Below are 17,882 nucleotides of genomic sequence, written 5' to 3'. Positions count from 1 at the left end.
CCGGACTGTCGTTGTCAGACGGGGAATTAGTCGAGGGCCGGCAGATATGCTTTGTTCGCTGCGATCAGTTCCTCGGTCATCTCGTGAATCTCATCGAGGTCGAGCTCGGCCGCCGTTAACGGATCAAGTTTGACGGCCTGGTGAACGACGTCGCGGTCGCCCTTAAGCGCACCCTCGACCGCGAGGCGCTGAACGTTCACGTTCGTTCGGTTGAGCGCGGCGAGCTGCGGTGGCAGCTCGCCGACTGAACACGGACGAATTCCCGTGCCGTCCACCAGACAGGGCACTTCAATGCAGGCGTCGTTCTCCAAGTTCTGGATGTGACCTGCTTCGTTTCGCACGTTCAAGTTGAGCCGTCGCGGCGTGTCTGTCTCGATCGAGTGGATCAGCCGCGAGGCGTACTCCTCGGAGCGCTCGATTGAGACATCGTCGGGATTGACGCCGGTCAGCGCGTCGTCCCGTTCCTCAGAGCGTTTCTTCCAACCCTCAAGGTACGTCGCCGTTGACATGCGCTCGGCGTAGTTCGTCCCCGTCAACTCGTCGATGAGATCTTCGTCCGTGCGGAAGTAGGGAAGGTATTCCGAGTTGTGGTGGCTCGATTCAGTGACGAAAGCACCGAAGTGTTTCAGCAACTCGAACCGGACGGTGTCCTTCCGATATGTCTCCTCGTCGTCTGTCGCATCCTCGAGCAGCGGATAGATGTCTTGTCCGTCCCAGTCACACTCAAGGAACCACGCCATATGGTTGATTCCGGCGACCCAGTAATTGAGTTCCTCCAGCGGGATGTCGGCGTACTCAGCAATCGCCTCCGCGGTGTGGGGGACGCTATGGCAGAGTCCGACGATATCTATATCTGTGGCCTCGTCTACAGCCCAGCAGACGATCGCCATGGGATTGGTGTAGTTCATAAGCAATGCGTTAGGACAGAGCTCCTCCATGTCTCGAGCGATGTCGAGCATCGTGGGAATCGTCCGGAGTCCCCTGAAGATTCCCCCTGGTCCCAGTGTATCCCCGATCGATTGCTTGACGCCGTACTCCTCGGGAATGCGGATCTCATTTTCGAATGGTTCCGTCCCACCGACATTGATCATGTTGAGCACATAGTCAGCACCGTCGAGTGCCTCGCGGCGATCAGTCGTCGACTCGATCGTTGCGTCGATCTGACTGTTCTCGACTATCTGTTCGGCAACCTCGGTTGTCTGAGCGAGGCGGTGCTCGTCGATATCCATGAGCGCGATCGTGCTGTCCTTGAGCGCTTCGAACGAGAGGATGTCTCCGACTAGGTTCTTGGCGAAGACCATACTTCCCGCTCCAATGAACGCGACCTTTGGCATACGAGTATTCATAATCGTTTGAGGTTATAAAATTACCGAATATAATTATGGAAAATATTGGGTGATGTGTCTCACGGTGGCCAAATGAGCGAAACCGCGTTGACTCATCAGCGCGTCGCGTGCTCTAATCAATTACACAGGCGCGTCCACTGTGTGTTCGCCGGTCTCGATCGTCGCGTTCTTGACAGCTTCACCGCTGTCAGCCACGAAGAGGTGGAGACTCTCTTCGGGGAACTTGACTTGAATCTTTCGTCCGGACTCCCAGCGCGGCGTTCCGTTGATCGACGCCGTGTACGACTGGTTCCCGAGATTGATATTGACGTGAGCGACATCGCCAAGCGGTTCCACGACGTTGACGGTCGCTTCGATCGCGTTCGGCGTGTCCGCCGAGACCACTTCGATGTCCTCCGGACGGATGCCGAGTACATATTCCGTTTCGTCCGTCTCCAGTGACTTTGCTGTCTCTACGGACAGTCCGTAGGTGAACTCCTCATGAACGAGCGTCTCGTCGTTGAGCGTCACGTCCAGGAAGTTCATGCTCGGCGAGCCGATGAACCCAGCGACGAACTTGTTTACCGGCGTGTGGTAACACTCCAACGGCGTCCCGATCTGTTGGAGTTCGCCGTCATCAAGGATCGCGATCCGATCGCCCATCGTCATTGCTTCGGTCTGGTCGTGTGTGACGTAGATCGTTGTCACGCCGAAGTCGTTCTGCAGGTTCTGCAGTTCCGTTCGCATCTCGCTGCGGAGTTTCGCATCAAGGTTCGAGAGCGGCTCGTCCATGAGAAACACTTCGGGATCGCGGACGATCGCCCGTCCCAGCGCAACGCGTTGCTGTTGGCCGCCGGAGAGTTCGCCTGGCTTCTGGTCCAGATTACGCTCGATCCCCGTCATCTCGGCGACGTTCTCGACTCGTTCGTCGATCTCCTCGTTGGAGAGATCAGTCGTCATCTTCAGCCCGAAGCTCATGTTCTCTCGGGCGGTCATGTGGGGGTAGAGCGCGTAATTCTGGAACACCATTGCCATGTTTCGATCCTTCGGTTTCGCGCGAGTAACGTTCTCGCCGTCGAGAACAATTTCTCCGCTCGTCGGTGTTTCCAACCCGGAGATACAGCGCAGCGTCGTCGACTTGCCACAACCGGAGGGACCGACGAGCACAAGAAACTCACCGTCTTCGATTGTGAAATCGAGATCGTCGACAGCGACGAGATCGTTTCCACCAGCGTCGAATACCTTTCTAAGATTGCTAACCTCTATACGACCCATGTGATCAACTCTCGAGTTGCTAATTATTAAGGTTTTGGATGATTGGTTGCCGGTCCGAAATAGCGCACTCCTTGTCGGCAAATCAAACCGACAACACCGGCGAACAACGAATCTGTTCACGTATTATGAACTAATCATACTCAAAGTACATTCGGACCATAGTTCTGTGAGAGATAAAAGTCGAAATGGCGGCCAATTATCGGGATATGCACAGTGGGTTCATATACCATGAACAAAATAACGATCAAAGCATTCGGACCGTAGCACTGTGAGAGACGGAAGTCAAAACAACGGTCGCTTGCCGGAACACGCACAGTCCGTTCACGAACTATGAACAACTATTTGTAGATGGACCACGGCCCATTTTCACATGGGAACGACAGACATTCCGGCAGCGGAGGAGAAGGGACCGACTGCGAGAACAACCGTTACGAGCTTCCGCGTAATCGAAGCGCTCAAAGAGCGTGGGACAGCAGGAGTGAGCGAACTAGCCGACGAACTCGACCTCGCGAAGGGAACGATTCACAAGCACCTCAATACGCTTCGGCGGCTCGATTACGTTATCAAGGATGGCCACGCCTATCGATTAAGTGTGAGTTTTCTCGGTCTTGGAACGAGCGCTCGTGCTTGCCTTCCCATCGCCGAGACGGTCGTAGAGCCGCTGGAAGATCTCGCATCAACGACCGAAGAGACCGTGGGTCTGATGATACCAGAGCACGGGCACGGGATCTACATTCTTCGTGAGAGTGCGCAGAAACAGATGGAGATGGCGGCGAGAGAGGGAGATCGCCTTCCAATGCACGCAACTGCGGGCGGAAAAGCGATCCTTTCGTATACGCCGCCTGAGGAACGCGAGCGGATCCTCGACTATCGCGGACTGCCAAAGCTGACCGATAATACCATTACGGATCGAGATGCCCTTGAAGACGAACTGCAATTGACTCGAGATCGTCGGATGGCCTACGACCGCAGCGAGTACCGCGAAGGATGGCACTGTATCGCCCATCCCGTTACGAACTCGGACGGCCGGGCGATCGGGGCAATTACTGTCTCAGGGCCAGCTGCCCGAATGAAAGAGAAGGATGCGAGCACCTATTTTGCGAGCATTATCGGTAGCACCGCCAACTCGGTGCAGAACGCATTCGCCCTCGATCGTTGATTTACATGTGTACTCTTGTAATATTGGCTCGAGCAAATTCAGTTATGTTCATGATATATGTAGTATAGGAACATGGTCACAGTTACTTGATAGAAATGATGGATTATAAGGTGCCGGGCGGGCGATGGGAGATAATGACCGACGACGACCATGACCGGCCGAACGTCATCGCGGTGGTGACCGATCAGCAGCGCTGGGACACGGTTGGCGTCTACGGGTGTCCGCTGGACCTCACTCCGACGCTCGATACGCTCGCAGCGCAGGGAAGCGTCCTCACACAGGCAATTACACCGCAGCCGCTCTGTGGCCCCTTCCGGGCGGCGTTTCAAAGCGGAAAGTACGCTAGCGAGGTCGACGTATGGCGGGACGCGGTGAGAATGCCAAGCGATGAGCTGCATCTCTCCAGACAGTTCAAAGATGCCGGGTACGACGTCGGATACGTCGGGAACTGGCATATTGCCGGAACCTTCGATAATCCCGTTCCTGAACAGTCCCGCGGCGGATACGAGGACTTCTGGATCGCTGCGGACGTTCCGGAATTCACTACACAACCGACGGAGGGTCACTTGTTCGATGCCGACGGAAATCCCGTCAAGTTCGAACGGTATCGTGTGGATGCGTTTACTGCGTTCGCCTGCGAAGCTATCGAGTCGCTGTCTGAGCCGTTTTTCCTTGTCGTCGCGTACGTCGAACCGCATAACCAGAACGATATGTGGTCGTACGTCGCGCCGGACGGGTACGCAGAGCCGTACCAGAAACGCCCGTACGTACCAGAGGATTTGCAGGACCGGCCAGGCGACTGGTACGAAGCGTTACCAGACTACTATGGAATGGTCGAGCGAATCGACGAATGCGTCGATAATCTTCTCGAAGTGTTGTCTGATCGGGGTATCCGAGACCGGACAATTATCGCTTACACGTCCGATCACGGGTGCCACTTCCGGACGCGGCCGGGCGAGTACAAGCGAGACCCCCATGAGTCCGCCATTCGGGTGCCCGCAATACTCGTCGGGCCGGGATTCGACAAGGGAGTCGACGTCACTCAGCCAACGAGCATGATCAATCTCCCACCGACCTTGCTTGATGCCGCCGGCATCGATGTCCCTAACGAAATGCACGGTGAGAGCCTCCTCCCGATCATCCGCAGAGATGTACCTGATGTCAACGGTGAGGCATTCATCCAGATTAGCGAATCACAGGTTGGCCGGGCGCTCCGAACCGACCGCTGGAAGTACGCCGTCGCCGCTTCGTCGCTAACCGGATGGCGCGGCGGCAGCGCCGAAAAATCGAGTGACGTGTACGTCGAACGTTATCTCTACGATCTTGAACGCGATCCACACGAGCAGGTTAACCTAGTTGGTCATCCAGACTTTCGATCTATCGCTGATGATCTTCGCGATCGGATCCTTGCATACATTCAGGAGATTGAAGACGAATCACCCCGGATCAAGCCCTACGAGGGCGGTTACACCGGGTTTTGATACTTTCATTCTTACTCAGCTTTGCACGTTAGCCTCAGCTGCTGAGTGAACGAATGGGCGGTCGATTTCTTGCATAAGGTTATCAATACGAAGCGATGATATTTTCGAGTGAACCGTTCCCAAGGCGCTTGAGTCAGGATCAAGACGAACAAAACTGTAGGAAAGTATCAGAAGATGCCAGTACCGACTGGCACTTTTTCCAGTTGGATTTCGCAGTCTCCAAAGCCGAGATCCTGCTTTGAGTCCTCGAAGAACGTCTCGATATGCCATCACATTGAATATGACCGAACCACGTGTTCGGTCAGTGCGTTAATTTTGTGATCGCGTCGCAACGTCGTCTAAAGTTTGCCTCCGGGGGTGGCACAGAAGCTTTCACACCACTGCCGGCCACGGCGTTACAACATCGTACACCGGGTGCACAGAATTCTAAGGGCGTTAGAGAAGCGTGCCGTGAACGACCAGTCCTCACTTAACCTCTTTGTCAACGGGATGACCATCCCGCTCTCAAGTATCGGTCGTGACGACAGCGACGATGAGTTCCAGAACGAGAGCAACGCCGATCCGGAGCCTGATCCAGAAGACGATAACAGCGAGGTAGCCAGCGAGAATACGAACAACAACACGGAGTCGCTTGACCGACTGTTATAGGTCGGTCTCGGTCACAATCTCTGTGACCTGCTGTCGGGTCTGTTCATCTTGGGATTCGGCGATCACTTTCAGTATCCCAACGATCGTTTTCCGGCGTTTGCGTGTTTTATCTTCGAAATCTTCAATCCAATTTTCCAGTGCTATCATGCACTCCACTGTTGCAGCCCCTTTTGGCGGAGTAAGTGCATTCGAGTACTCTTCGACGAATGTCTCTTCTTTCTCGCTGAGCCGCCAGACGCAGGCTTTCCGTCCGCCGCCTTGGCTGTACTCTCGCTCCCCCGTGTCTTCAAGGATGCCCTACTCGGTGAGGGTAACGAGGTAGTGATTCATACTCCCGCTATGGACGTTGGCTCGCTCCCGGACTTCTAATGTGTTCAGAGCGTCGCTCTCAGCGTTTACCAGTGCACTCAGGATGTTGCGCCGGTGCTTATTTCTCTGACAAGTTTTCCTGGATTTGTCGGCTTCTTTGGGGAGAGGGTGGCGGATGTATCAGATATCATAGTAGAGTATACTCAAGGCTAACAAACTACACTAACAATAATATTTTGGTTAGATTCAATGGAGTCGAGAACCGATTGCTGTGCATGAGACAGACGAAAACCCAAAAAATAACGCAGAGAGGGAAAATCCAGAGTAGCATCAAAACCTTGATGCATATGTGCGACATATATCGAGGAGAGTTCAGCACAGAGACCACGGGAAAATCTAGGCAGGCACCAGGGTCAGACTGACGAGTGTAACAGCAGAGGATGGCATCCGAATATATCACAAGAGAGGGGATGGACGAGATGACGCGACTAAGGGCACCTCAACGGGCGCATAGAGCCGACGGAAACTCGAGTGAGCATCAGGTACCCAGAGTAGGGAACAACCAGCAGTGGGACAGTCAGGACGTGCCGGACCTAGAGCGGAAAGAGACGAAAGAGGAACGGGGACAGTCCAGCAGTGCGAGCAGCGGCCCCAAAGCAGAGTGTACCGCCAGCGGGACAGCCAACACCGGGAGGACGGCAAGCCACCAACAGACCAGACCAGTGTACCGCACAGCAAGAGATCGCGCAGCGGGAGGCTACAACAGCAGGACGTAGCGGACAGCAATGAGGGAACCCCAGGGAGTGAGTGAGAACCAGCAAAGCATGGCTGTGGGACTGCACAGGACAGTCACCACCGACGAAAGTGAGGATAGTCCGAAATAGGCCGACAAAGACGCAAAGCGTCAGCGTGGGGATGTCAGTCAGTGCTACAGCATCTTGGGTGCTGACGTAAGCAACACAAGTTAATTCACCTCGTCGTGATGCACTGTCGGAATGCCAACCGTACCACGCATGACTAGGGTGCCAGTGTGATGAGATGGAGGTGACCAATGTAAACCGCACGAGAGCACCAGTGAGGTACCAGTATCGACACACCATCTGGGTGCCATCGTGACCGTACTATAGTACTCGTTAGAACTTTTTACGCAAGGACTGTAGGCCCGTGCAATGGAACATCTTGACGAGATCCCCGTTGAGGACCTTCAAAACGCGCTCGCCAACGTGGAAGGAAAAAGCCGACACACGGCTGTTAGCCGCGATTGCCTACAAAAACGCCGTTCCGCAGACTGAACTTGCCGAGTGGTACGGCGTTGAGCGCAAAACGATCTATAATTGGCTCAAGCGACTCGATGTCGAGTCGCTTGAGCAAGTTGCCACCGATGCTCATCGATCTGGAAGAAAGCGAAAGCTCTCCGAAGAACAGCAAAAACAGTTCGAACAAACGCTCCATGAATCTCCTACCGATATCGGCTACGACGCGCCGGCATGGACGCCGGTGCTCGTTCGCACACATCTCCAAGAATCGTACGACGTCGAGTACTCGATCTCGAGCTGTCGGCGGTTGATGAAAGAAGCGGGATTGAGCTATCAAAAGCCTCGTCGAACAGCCGCCGAAGCCGACGAAGATGAGCGGGAAGCGTTCCACGATGAACTCAAAAAAAGCGGCGGGAGATGGACGCCACAGTAGTCTGTATTGATCAAACCAAGAAATCCGTGCAAGTTGAGCCACGCGCCGCGTGGTTTCCGCGCGGCACGCGGCCAGCCGTCGAACTCTCAGGGCAACGCGACTGGACGTGTTTGTTGGGCGCGATCACCGAAAACGGTGATCGCTTTTTCTGCCGATTCGAAGAGTACGTAACCGATAAACGTACCAAACATTTCACTATTCGATTATGAGAAGAGTTCCGAGAAGACTGGATCATCGTTCTCGATGGTGCTCCGTATTTCCAAGCGTCGGCCGTCACGGACCCGACGGCCCGTGACGACCTTACCTTGGTGCGATTGCCAGCCTATTCTCCCGACCTCAATCCGGTTGAAGGGTGCTGGAGGCAGCTTCAGAACGCTCTTGGCAACCGGTTGTTCGAGTCACTTGCTGAGCTTAACACAGCGATTGATACCGCCCTTGATCAACTCTCGATACCAGATCTGAGTAACTACTTCTGATGAGTACTATAGTTGGGTGCCTCTTGTGCGAAACACTGCGGTTCCAGTACCAGCAGATCACTGGGACTCGAGTTCAAGAGTGAACTCGACAGCAGTAGAGGACTGTCACTTGCAAGTTTCAGTTCAGTGGGGATCCTCCACGAGCGACACAACGCCGTGTCGGCCAATACGCGACAGGGGACTGTCAGTCCTGGCGACCAGCGTATCACTGAACATGAGCAAGAACAAGTGACTGTCTATTTTGCGTATTCAAAAGTATCAGAGAATAACCTGTCTGACGTTCTTTTCACCTATTCTGGAACGAACTATCCGTTCACTACACTTGCGAACTGAATGTCGGCATTTCTATCAGATACGGATGATGTTCGCTCGATCGTGCTGAATACATCGCGCGTCTCTTGCAGAAACAGGAGATTTCGATCGGGGCTATTGAATTGGCCGATACAGGGAGGAACTCGTTATCCGCTTGCGGACTTCACTAATCAAATCGGTCGGTGATCCCCTACACGAGTGGGCTCGCATCATCACCGAACCCACTCTCATATGTCTCAACGACTTCTGTAACGGTAACCTCATACGCATCGTACCACTCCGTCCACCGCTGTTTCGCGCGTTTGTGGTCCGCATCCGCTCCAAACGACTCGAGTGCGTCCAACGACTCCCAGTAGTAGACGACAAGAACCTCCTCACTATCTGGTGCATGCCACGTCTGCTTACCCAGATACCCCTCCGTGTCCTCAGCAGTCGCTTGTATCGCGTCATTCAGCTGATGGAACTCCGTATCGTACTCACCCGGAGCGAGACGGAACGTCACCAAATACATCAGGACTATTCACTTGTCCACGCGAACAAAACGCTTCCCCTCGGAGCATATAACGGTTAGCAACCAACGACTCGCTGACCCCACGCCCAAGTCGGGTTTGGGGTTCTGGCCACCCTCGCCGGGAACCTCACGCCTATCCTTCGTAATTGCGAACCTTCCTATGAACGCCCCTCTAAACCGGGTCCGAGTAGATCTCGTGGTGAGTATCTGATGACACGACACAATAGCCAGTTCGACAGGAATCGATTCGCAACCATCGCAGTCGGCGCAGCTGAAACCGAAACGCATCCTCACAGGGATGGAACGAACGATGTCGTCCCGCCGATCCACCTTTCGACTACGTTCGAGTGGGCCAGCGGGGAGGACGCCAATGACCACGATTATTCGCGCGAGAGCAATCCGACGCGGGCAGCCCTCGAAGAGCAGTTAGCCCGCCTCGAAGGCGGCGAGCATGGGTTGGCGTTCGCCTCCGGAATGGCCGCTACATCGACGACGATGCTGTCGCTGGTCCCCCCGGGAGGCCACGTCGTCTCCTCGGACTCCATCTATAGCGGGACCGAAAAACTGCTCACGGAACGCATGGCCGGACATCTCGGTGTTGACATCGACTTTGTTGACGCCCGTGACCCCGACAACGTCGCCGATGCAGTCAACGCGGACACTGACTTGATCTGGGCAGAAACACCGTCGAACCCCTTGATGAGGTTGTGCGATATCCAAACGATAGCCGACATCGCTGATGACCATGCTGCTCTGTTCAGCGTGGACAGTACCTTTGCGAGTCCGTACTGCCAAGCCCCACTCGAACTGGGTGCTGACATTGTCATTCACAGCACCACCAAGTATCTCAACGGGCACTCCGACTCGATCGGCGGTGCCGTTATCACCGACGACAGTGACGTTTTCGAGCAATTAGCGTTCGCGCAGCGGGTCGGGCTTGGGAATATGCTTTCGCCGTTCGACTGCTACCTCGTTACGCGAGGCATCAAGACGCTGCCCGCGCGGATGGAACATCACGAGCAGAACGCGATGGCAGTTGCCCGGTTCCTCGAAAGCCACGATCGGGTCGCTCGTGTCCACTATCCAGGTCTCGAGAGCCACCCGCAACACGATCTTGCGAGTGAACAGATGTCGGGGTACAGCGGGATGCTGTCCTTCGAGTTTGATGGCGCACTCCTCGAACTTGAGGCGTTCATCGAGGGGCTTGAGGTATTCACGCCGGGAGCTAGTCTCGGTGGGGTCGAGAGCCTTGTTGAGGTACCGTCACTAATGATCCCCGACGAGTTCAGTCGCAGTGAGGAGTCAGCGGAGATTCCCGAGACGTTGGTCCGGGTATCCGTTGGTCTCGAAGACGCCGATGACCTCTGCGAGGATCTCCGGACGGCGCTACCGTAGGCGCACGTTCCCCCCTTTCCTCCGACCGTCCGATCCGCAAGCGGGTCGATTGTCCACCAAATCTAGCAGCCGCAAGCGGGAGTACGAACTGGTTCTAAACGAGAGAGTGCGGATTATTCGAGCGGTTCGATGACGTCTCCGGGGCGAATCATCCCGTCTTCGAGAATGTCCGCTCGAAGCCCACCTCGGTGAGTGAGTGCCTGCAATACGCCGTCCTGCGTAATGCGTTGAAGATGATTACACGGTTCACACAGTCGATCCCCTCGACAGATGACGTCACCGACTCGGAATCGTTGTCCAACGAGATGATTGAGTGCGACATCACGGGTTTCGATGTTTCGTCGGTGTTCTCCCGGTACGAGTTCGATGCCCGCTTCACGTTCGATTGCTGTGACAGCCTCTTGCTCGATCAACGTGAGGTCGTACCCATCGTGGCGTTCCTCATCTGGCTCCCACTCGACGAAGGTTCCCGTCTCAATCTCGCTAAAGTAGCGATCACCTCGGAGTCCCTGTCCGGCAACTGCTTCAACGTCGGTCTGTTCTTCCATCTTCGCTTCGGCTTCAGGTGCGATAAAAATCCGTTCGACAGTTCCACTCCCGGTCATGTGTGCTATGTGCGTTTAGCACAGTATAAACACTCTGGTGTAAGTATCGTTGACAAGTAACTTCAGCGTGCGGCTCTTGGCGGCCAGCAGATAGATCGATGGCTCTGCTGGTAACGCTCTCACCTGTACTTAACCGTTTGTCAGGTAGCTACGTGGAAGCATGCGAACTGTTCTGTGACACCCCTCGGTTGTGCCGTCCTATGGACGACGCCTCTGTCAACACACGACAGGGTATTATATTTCCTGCCAGTTTTAGAAATCAGATATAAAACCGTTTTTCGAGGTTGTAGCGACTGTCTCGAGTTACGAAGGATTCGGAGAGACGGGCGGCGTGCCCGTGGCCCCGGGACACGCCATTTTCTGTTGAACACTACACCACAAAAGCACTAACGGATAGTACCAACAGTTACCGGCCACAGACGCGTTCCCATACCGCCCGAATCCGGTCGTCCATTACGGGCTTTGCCTCGTCATTGACCAGTCCCGTATCCCAAAAGCAATACTCGAGATCCTCCTCGTGGTACTGCCAGCGTTCGGTGTGCGTCGGGTCCCAGAGCACGTACTCCATGTGGTCCGAGTCCTGGTCCTCGAGTCGTTGAGTCATTTCGACGAGTTTCGTCGTCCCTTCGGCGTCGTGGTGCCGCCAGAGAATCTCTCCCTCGAGCGGCGCTGCGCCGGGCTCGGTCGGCGAGAGTTGCGTCGGCTGCCGGTGGGCGAATGACCGATTCCGCTCCCGAACGCTCCAGGCCAGCGCCTCGATCGTGGCGTCCAGGCGCTCGGTCCATTCGCCGCCGTAGCACATGCGACACCGCTCGTCGAATCGGACTGGCACCGCGTGGCCATAGTCCTCGCAGGCGTCCCACTCGCCTTCGCCGCCCGCACCGAACGAAAACAGGTGGGATCGACGCGTCGCGTTCGACCCATCCTAATTCGAGGGCGGCGATCAGCTCGTCACGATCGGGGTCGGGGCCTAGCTCGAGGACACGGTCGGGCGGGATGAACAGGTCCTCGAGCGGGCGGCCGTAGTAGCGCCACCCGTGCTCGCTGTACCAGTCGCCGCCGAGAAACAGCACCTCTGACTCGTCGATCTTGTGCCCGCATTCCCAACAGTATAGCTGGTACTCGTAGCGGTCGGAACTGTGCGACCGTGTTAAATGTTCTCGAAATAGGCGACCTTCCCGCGGCCACACTCGCGGTCGGCGTGGAACTTCACGCCGTATTTTACGGGTCAATTAGGGGGACTCCAGATTTTCTCTGTAAAGTAATTGTCGGGTCCCTCGGTGGAATGGTGGGAACAGCTACTGGCGAGATCGGCTCTGTAGAACCCTTCAACCGGTGATAGGTTTCAGAACTCGTGCTGAATAGACAGCGCGGGCCGTGTTTAGACGCCGCTCAGTTGACGTCTCGACCGGGATTATGTGGAATTGAGCGAGGAAGCGGCGAGTATGCCATCTCAACTCGCCCGCTTCACCGACCGATGCGTCGATTTGTCCCAGAATGCTGTCATCGGCAAGCCAGCGTCGGCGATCAAGAAGGGTGACGGCGGCTACGCTGACTGGGTGATTATCTCGATCCACTGCCTCCGAGAGTACCTGAACCAACCATACCGTCGGTTGCTCGATATCCTGTACGAGATGCCGGGAATCGCGGCGAAACTCGGACTTTCTGTGGATCAGCTACCGGATTTCACCACCGTCTGTACGCGGAAACAAGATCTCAAAATGCGGATCTGGCGGGTGTTACTGCGGCTGTCTGTCTCGCTACACGAGCTCGGCGATGTTCAGGCGATCGACGCGACCGGCTTCAAACGCCATCAAGCTAGCCGCCACTACGTCCTCCGCGTCGGCTACAACTTTGATGATATCAAGACGACAGCGCTCGTCGATTGCGATACTAGCGTCATCCTCGATATCCATTGCTCGATGAAACAGCCGCACGATACACACGTTGGACGACAGGTACTGATGAGAAATCTAGCACAGCTAACCACGATCACTGCTGACAAAAGTTACGACTGGGACGTGCTGCGGCACGAGCTCAGGGATATTGGCATCCGCCCGGTGATCAAACATCGAGAGTTCTATGCACTTGACAAAGCGCACAACGCTCGCCACGACGAGAACGTCTATCACCGCCGCTCGATCGTCGAAGCGATCTTCTTCGCGCTGAAGCATCGATTCGGCGAGACGTTGCGGGCCAGAACGTGGTTTGGCCAGTTCAGAGAGCTCGTCCTAAAGGCTGCCGTCAGAAACATCGAGCAAGCCGTGAAGCTCTGATACCGCTGATCTCACGCGTCTAAACAAGGCCGACAGCGCGTATTGGTCACGGAACTCGCTCGGATTCAGTGGTGTATACGGAGGATCGTTCTCTCGTTCCATCCCTCGAGACTACGGTTGCACTTGGTCCGTCGGTCGGATCAGGACCTCGTTGATATCCACGTGCTGCGGCTGGGTCACGACAAACGTGATCGTTCGGGCGATATCGTCGGGCTCAAGAGCCTGCATCGACCCGACGTGGTCCTCTATCCCTGCCTTGATCTCTTCGTCAGGGATATGTTCGAGGAGTTCCGTACTGACTGCACCCGGCTCAATCGTCGCAACACGGATGCCCTCCGAGGCAACGTCCAGCCGGAGTGAATCGCCGAACGTCTTCACGCCGGCTTTCGCCGCGTTGTAGTGCGTGCTATTCGCCTGCAGGTACCGTCCGACGACGGAAGAGAGGTTAACGACATGTCCGCTTTCTTGCTCCAGCATCGTGGGGACGACGGCGTGGGTGAGCGTGACGAGGCCAGTGAGGTTGACATCGATGGTCGTCTGGAGCGTCTCCCTGTCCGCGTCCACGATATGGGTGAGCGGCATGAGCCCCGCATTGTTTACGAGGATGTCGATGCGACCGTATTCGTCGGTCGTCCTTTCGACTAAGGTGTCGATGTCGTCATCACCGGTAATGTCGGTCGGCACTGCGAGTGCATCGCCGTCTCCGTCCTCAATCTGCGCCGCGAGATCGTCCAGTTCGTCCTCCCGTCGAGCAGCAAGGACGACACTCGCACCGCGCGACGCCAGGGACTTGGCCGTTGCTTTACCAATCCCGGACGACGCGCCCGTAACGATCGCAACCTGTCCATCCAGTTCGGAACCGAACTCTGCTGTCATCAACTGGAGGAAGGGTACGGAGCGGGTTGGATTCGCTGCTATCTGTAAAACGTGTTTAAGTAGGCCTGTGAATCAAGCGCGAGGCGCGACGATCAGGCGCTGGTGTCGCGTGGCGTCGGATCAACTCTCCACTTCCGGGTCGTACTCCTCGTCGGTGACGTGTTCCAGCCAGGTGACGACCTCCCCGTCTTGCTCCTCTTGGATGGCGATGTGGGTCATCGCCTTGTCTGGCGTCGTACCATGCCAGTGTTTCTCTCCCGGAGAGAACCAGACCACGTCGCCGGCGAGAATTTGCTCAATCTCTCCGCCTTCGCGTTGCACGAGGCCGCAGCCACATGTCACGATCAACCGCTGGCCGAGCGGATGGGTGTGCCACGCAGTGCGAGCACCTGGTTCGAACGTGACACTCGCCGCCGCTGCGCGAGCCTCGTCTTGCGAGTCGAACAGACGATCGATTCGGGCGCTCCCTGTAAAATACTCGCCGGGACCTTCAGTGGAGGGTTGCGAACAGTTTCTAGTGATATCCATGGATTGTACCTATGCATCATTCGTGTTATGTGACTTGGATTCGATGCTATTTAGAAGCGGTGTTTAAGTACCCCTGTACGTCGAGCGAGGAGGTGAGGATCTGGCGCTCGCCACGCCGGAGGAGACTCGACAGGGACGGTTGAGAGATACCTAATTCCTCGGCGAGTTCCGCAGCCGTAACTTTGCGCGGGCTCTCATAGTAGCCACGAGAGACTGCGAGTTCCAGGGCCTCCCGTTGCCGGTCAGTGAGACCATCTCCTGTGGAGTCGTTGAACGAGGATTGGTTGGATGTGATGGAGATGAGTTCCAGTGAGATGCTGTGATCCTCGAACGTGGTGTGGAAGTCGTGGAACGTCTCGTAGTCTTTGAATTCCTTCGTTTCGTACCACCCGTCCGACGTGATGGTCGTGGATTTCATCTTTGCACCATCGAAGCGCTCAGGGTCGAAGGCCGGGGCGATCGAGTCGTCTAATTCGACCGTGAGCTTAAAGATGGTCGTGTCGGCTCGTTCTCCGAGCGGCGTCACCGTGACAACTTCGTCGAGCGCTGCAAGTTGCGCTTCGGAGACATCGTACTCGGCGTCGATCTCAACGTGGAACACCCGCGCGTCAGGCTCGAGACAAAGGGCGTGGGAGCACTCGATCTCGTCGGGCGGGAGCGACGCCGGAATACTGACGAGCGGGAGAGCGGATGAACGAAGTCGGAACTCCGTCGTGACGGTCATCGTATGGGATCATACACCGTGGATAATTAAGCATCTGGATACCGCAGGCACTGCCACGATCCTAGCCGGCCTGTCCTGTTATGGTGCTCGCTACGCTGTTTGCGGTACATCCGCCGAATTCTGTCGAAGGAAAACGAGTGCTGAATACAGCCTCTATCCAGAGTACGCTGTTATCGGTACTGAAGTAACCCCATTGATGCTAAACAAATCGTCTGTATCTCGCACGCCGTTTGTATCAACTTCCGAGGATTTCAACAGAGCCGCGATACCAAAAAATCTCAGCTATTCAGTTATTGGAAATTGTCACTATCATTCCGATGCTATCGCGAAAGGATGGTAAGTCATCGGTACTCGTACACCAGAACAGTCGTTACTCGTGCGTGGAGACCGGAAGCGACTCGTAGGGTTCCTCAAGATATTCGATATCCGAATCCGAGAGGACGATCTCGAGCGCCACGACAGCCTGCTCGAGGTGCTCTACACTGGTTGTCCCGACGATCGGCACATCCACGACAACTGCCGATTACTGTGTCTGAAAAACATAAGACAGTTGGTAGTTTGTAGAAGTCTACATCCCGAAGTCGTGGCGGAACGCACGACCATTCTGTATATCGAACTTTGATTTATCAAGTGCGGTTTCGTACTGTAGGACACCCGAGCGCTCCGATATTGACCGAATTAGGCCATATTCAATCCACTTGTCTAAATACCAGTTTAACCAAGGGACTTTACTAGGGTCGATACTGTACCCCACATACGAATGTCTACTCCCAGCGAGAGACGGGCTCACTCCCAGGGGAAGACCGTTCAAGATGCGGTCGAACGCTACCTCACGTACAAGATCCAAGCTGAAGGCTCCCGGACGACGATGCGCTCGCCGCTGATGGGGTTCGCCGAGTTCTGTCGGGACGAACTCGGCATCGAGGACATTGGAGATCTCGAGCCGGCAGACGTCCGTCGGTACAGTGAGGACCTATACGACCGAACCAAGATCGACGAGGAGATCTCGGCGTCGACGGCACAGACGTATTTCGCGTACGTTCGTGCGTTCCTGTCTTGGTGTGTTCGAGACCAACTCCTCGAGACGAACCCAGCGGACACGACCGAGGCGATGGATCCGCTCCCTGAAGACGACGGAAAGCGGAAAACGCAGTACTGGTCGGAAGATGAGCGCGAGCAGCTCATCAACTACGTCACGAAGCGCGTCGACATGGCGCTCGAGGGAACGATCCGGGTCGATCGAGAGACCGCGTTCCGCGACAGGGCGATCGTAGTCATGCTCGATGGCACGGGGGCGCGTGGGGCAGAACTATTCTCGGATCCAAAGGACGAGAAACGTGATGGCCTCCGCTGGTCTGACGTCGACTTCGAAGAGCGGTCGATCGAGGTCTATGGGAAATCACGAGACTATGAAACCGCACCATTCCCCGAGAGCGTTCACGATGTCCTCGAGCGATGGCGCGGCCTCCTTGATCCACCGACCGACGAGTGGCCTGTTTTCCCGACCGGACACTACCAGTCGAAACGGCAGGAACTCGTCGAATCGATCGGAAAGGAGGCGGTTTCTGCAGCACTCGAGGACCGGGGTGACGCGGGGAAAACCGAGGTTCTTGACCGACTACACCGTGAGCATGAGGTCCCACCGCCGTCGATCTCCAAAGAGGGAGTTCGGCGGTTGATGAAACGACTCACGAAAGAGGCCGGTATCGAGCCGGACGGCGATTACGACTATCTCACACTCCACGGCGCACGACGGGCGCTCGGTCGTGACCTGTACGCGAGTGGCTTGTCCGAAAAGGCACAAGAAGCTCTCCGCCACCAATCGATTGAGACAACACACGAAGCATATTCGGATACCAAGATGAAGGACGTCTCCGACAGTATCGACGAAGTCCGCGACTGATCTGGCCTACGAGTTTCTCAGTCCACTCTCGTCTTCGTCCATTGGTAGAAAGGGGATAGCCTCCTCGATGGGGTCGAACACGAGACGGTCGCAGACAGCGGCGACGGCGTAGGCGCCGAGAAACGCCATGGCGAGGGCGGTGTAAACCAGCGTTTCGAGGGAATCAATCCAGGCCATCAGCGGCTCACCCTGATTTGCATATCCCGTGAATACACAGACAGCGTCGGGATGCGCAGTTCGTATGCAAGGGGGGACCGTTACGGAGGAACCAGTGGGTAACTCGCAATATGTGTGGAATGGATTAACGAACGGGATCGGCATGAGCAAACCTGTGTACGTTCTGACGGAGGCCGGAATATTGCCCAGTTTCGAAGCTCTTGACGGCTTTGT

The 17,882-nt window shown here is 55.8% G+C and carries 15 protein-coding genes and 3 pseudogenes; 7 read left to right on the top strand and 11 right to left on the bottom strand.

Features of this window, described 5'->3' with window-relative positions; genetic code table 11:
• Nucleotides 1-26 precede the first annotated feature (26 nt).
• Entirely contained in the window at nucleotides 27-1,334 is a 1,308-nt protein-coding gene (gene melA / locus HTUR_RS22555; RefSeq protein WP_012945678.1) for an alpha-glucosidase/alpha-galactosidase, read from the bottom strand.
• Nucleotides 1,335-1,466: 132 nt separating this feature from the next.
• The gene (locus HTUR_RS22550) at nucleotides 1,467-2,600 is read right to left on the bottom strand and encodes an ABC transporter ATP-binding protein (protein WP_012945677.1); all 1,134 of its coding nucleotides are present in this window, start codon (nucleotides 2,598-2,600) and stop codon (nucleotides 1,467-1,469) included.
• A 370-nt stretch (nucleotides 2,601-2,970) separates the two neighbouring features.
• On the opposite strand from HTUR_RS22550, the gene HTUR_RS22545 reads away from it, so the two are divergent.
• Nucleotides 2,971-3,759, top strand: a complete 789-nt coding sequence (locus tag HTUR_RS22545) for an IclR family transcriptional regulator (protein WP_012945676.1) — start codon at nucleotides 2,971-2,973, stop codon at nucleotides 3,757-3,759.
• 134 nt (nucleotides 3,760-3,893) lie between these two features.
• Nucleotides 3,894-5,240: a sulfatase-like hydrolase/transferase gene (locus HTUR_RS22540; protein WP_148225452.1), complete on the top strand. Its 1,347-nt coding sequence runs from the start codon at nucleotides 3,894-3,896 to the stop codon at nucleotides 5,238-5,240.
• Between the two features lie 15 nt (nucleotides 5,241-5,255).
• Here the strand turns inward: HTUR_RS22540 and HTUR_RS26085 are convergent.
• Nucleotides 5,256-5,560, bottom strand: a pseudogene (locus HTUR_RS26085) (IS701 family transposase); the annotation flags it as partial.
• A gap of 130 nt (nucleotides 5,561-5,690) precedes the next feature.
• Between HTUR_RS26085 and HTUR_RS26080 the strand changes: the two are divergent.
• Entirely contained in the window at nucleotides 5,691-5,888 is a 198-nt protein-coding gene (locus tag HTUR_RS26080) for a hypothetical protein (protein ID WP_148225451.1), read from the top strand.
• A 1,478-nt stretch (nucleotides 5,889-7,366) separates the two neighbouring features.
• Nucleotides 7,367-8,362 (top strand): annotated as a pseudogene (locus HTUR_RS26075) (IS630 family transposase).
• Between the two features lie 502 nt (nucleotides 8,363-8,864).
• Here the strand turns inward: HTUR_RS26075 and HTUR_RS22530 are convergent.
• Complete coding sequence (locus HTUR_RS22530) at nucleotides 8,865-9,185, bottom strand: antibiotic biosynthesis monooxygenase family protein (protein WP_012945671.1); 321 nt, start codon at nucleotides 9,183-9,185, stop codon at nucleotides 8,865-8,867.
• A gap of 210 nt (nucleotides 9,186-9,395) precedes the next feature.
• Here HTUR_RS22530 and HTUR_RS22525 point away from each other — a divergent pair, with 210 nt between their 5' ends.
• On the top strand, nucleotides 9,396-10,580 hold the full coding sequence (locus HTUR_RS22525; protein WP_012945670.1) for a trans-sulfuration enzyme family protein: 1,185 nt from the start codon (nucleotides 9,396-9,398) through the stop codon (nucleotides 10,578-10,580).
• 113 nt (nucleotides 10,581-10,693) lie between these two features.
• Here the strand turns inward: HTUR_RS22525 and HTUR_RS26070 are convergent, their stop codons facing one another.
• Entirely contained in the window at nucleotides 10,694-11,185 is a 492-nt protein-coding gene (locus tag HTUR_RS26070; protein WP_012945669.1) for an MOSC domain-containing protein, read from the bottom strand.
• A 406-nt stretch (nucleotides 11,186-11,591) separates the two neighbouring features.
• The gene (locus HTUR_RS22515; RefSeq protein WP_148225450.1) at nucleotides 11,592-12,017 is read right to left on the bottom strand and encodes a hypothetical protein; all 426 of its coding nucleotides are present in this window, start codon (nucleotides 12,015-12,017) and stop codon (nucleotides 11,592-11,594) included.
• Nucleotides 12,018-12,630: 613 nt separating this feature from the next.
• Here HTUR_RS22515 and HTUR_RS22510 point away from each other — a divergent pair.
• Nucleotides 12,631-13,461, top strand: coding sequence for an IS5-like element ISHtu1 family transposase (locus HTUR_RS22510; RefSeq protein WP_012945667.1), 831 nt, complete (start codon nucleotides 12,631-12,633; stop codon nucleotides 13,459-13,461).
• 111 nt (nucleotides 13,462-13,572) lie between these two features.
• On the opposite strand, the gene HTUR_RS22505 is transcribed toward HTUR_RS22510, so the two are convergent.
• The 4 genes and pseudogenes from HTUR_RS22505 to HTUR_RS26960 form a co-directional block, all read right to left on the bottom strand.
• Nucleotides 13,573-14,337, bottom strand: a complete 765-nt coding sequence (locus HTUR_RS22505) for an SDR family oxidoreductase (protein ID WP_012945666.1) — start codon at nucleotides 14,335-14,337, stop codon at nucleotides 13,573-13,575.
• 120 nt (nucleotides 14,338-14,457) lie between these two features.
• A complete protein-coding gene (locus HTUR_RS22500) occupies nucleotides 14,458-14,865 on the bottom strand; it encodes a (R)-mandelonitrile lyase (protein WP_012945665.1) in 408 nt (135 codons plus the stop codon).
• Nucleotides 14,866-14,911: 46 nt separating this feature from the next.
• Complete coding sequence (locus HTUR_RS22495; RefSeq protein WP_012945664.1) at nucleotides 14,912-15,589, bottom strand: helix-turn-helix domain-containing protein; 678 nt, start codon at nucleotides 15,587-15,589, stop codon at nucleotides 14,912-14,914.
• A 370-nt stretch (nucleotides 15,590-15,959) separates the two neighbouring features.
• A pseudogene (locus tag HTUR_RS26960) lies at nucleotides 15,960-16,100 on the bottom strand (aldo/keto reductase); the annotation flags it as partial.
• 249 nt (nucleotides 16,101-16,349) lie between these two features.
• Here HTUR_RS26960 and HTUR_RS22490 point away from each other — a divergent pair.
• Entirely contained in the window at nucleotides 16,350-17,492 is a 1,143-nt protein-coding gene (locus HTUR_RS22490) for a tyrosine-type recombinase/integrase (RefSeq protein WP_012945662.1), read from the top strand.
• Nucleotides 17,493-17,498: 6 nt separating this feature from the next.
• Here the strand turns inward: HTUR_RS22490 and HTUR_RS27665 are convergent, their stop codons facing one another.
• The gene (locus tag HTUR_RS27665) at nucleotides 17,499-17,669 is read right to left on the bottom strand and encodes a hypothetical protein (RefSeq protein ID WP_012945661.1); all 171 of its coding nucleotides are present in this window, start codon (nucleotides 17,667-17,669) and stop codon (nucleotides 17,499-17,501) included.
• Nucleotides 17,670-17,882: the final 213 nt, after the last annotated feature.

Source organism: Haloterrigena turkmenica DSM 5511, from assembly GCF_000025325.1.
GTDB lineage: Archaea > Halobacteriota > Halobacteria > Halobacteriales > Natrialbaceae > Haloterrigena > Haloterrigena turkmenica.
This window is presented reverse-complemented; position numbering and strand designations above follow the sequence as displayed.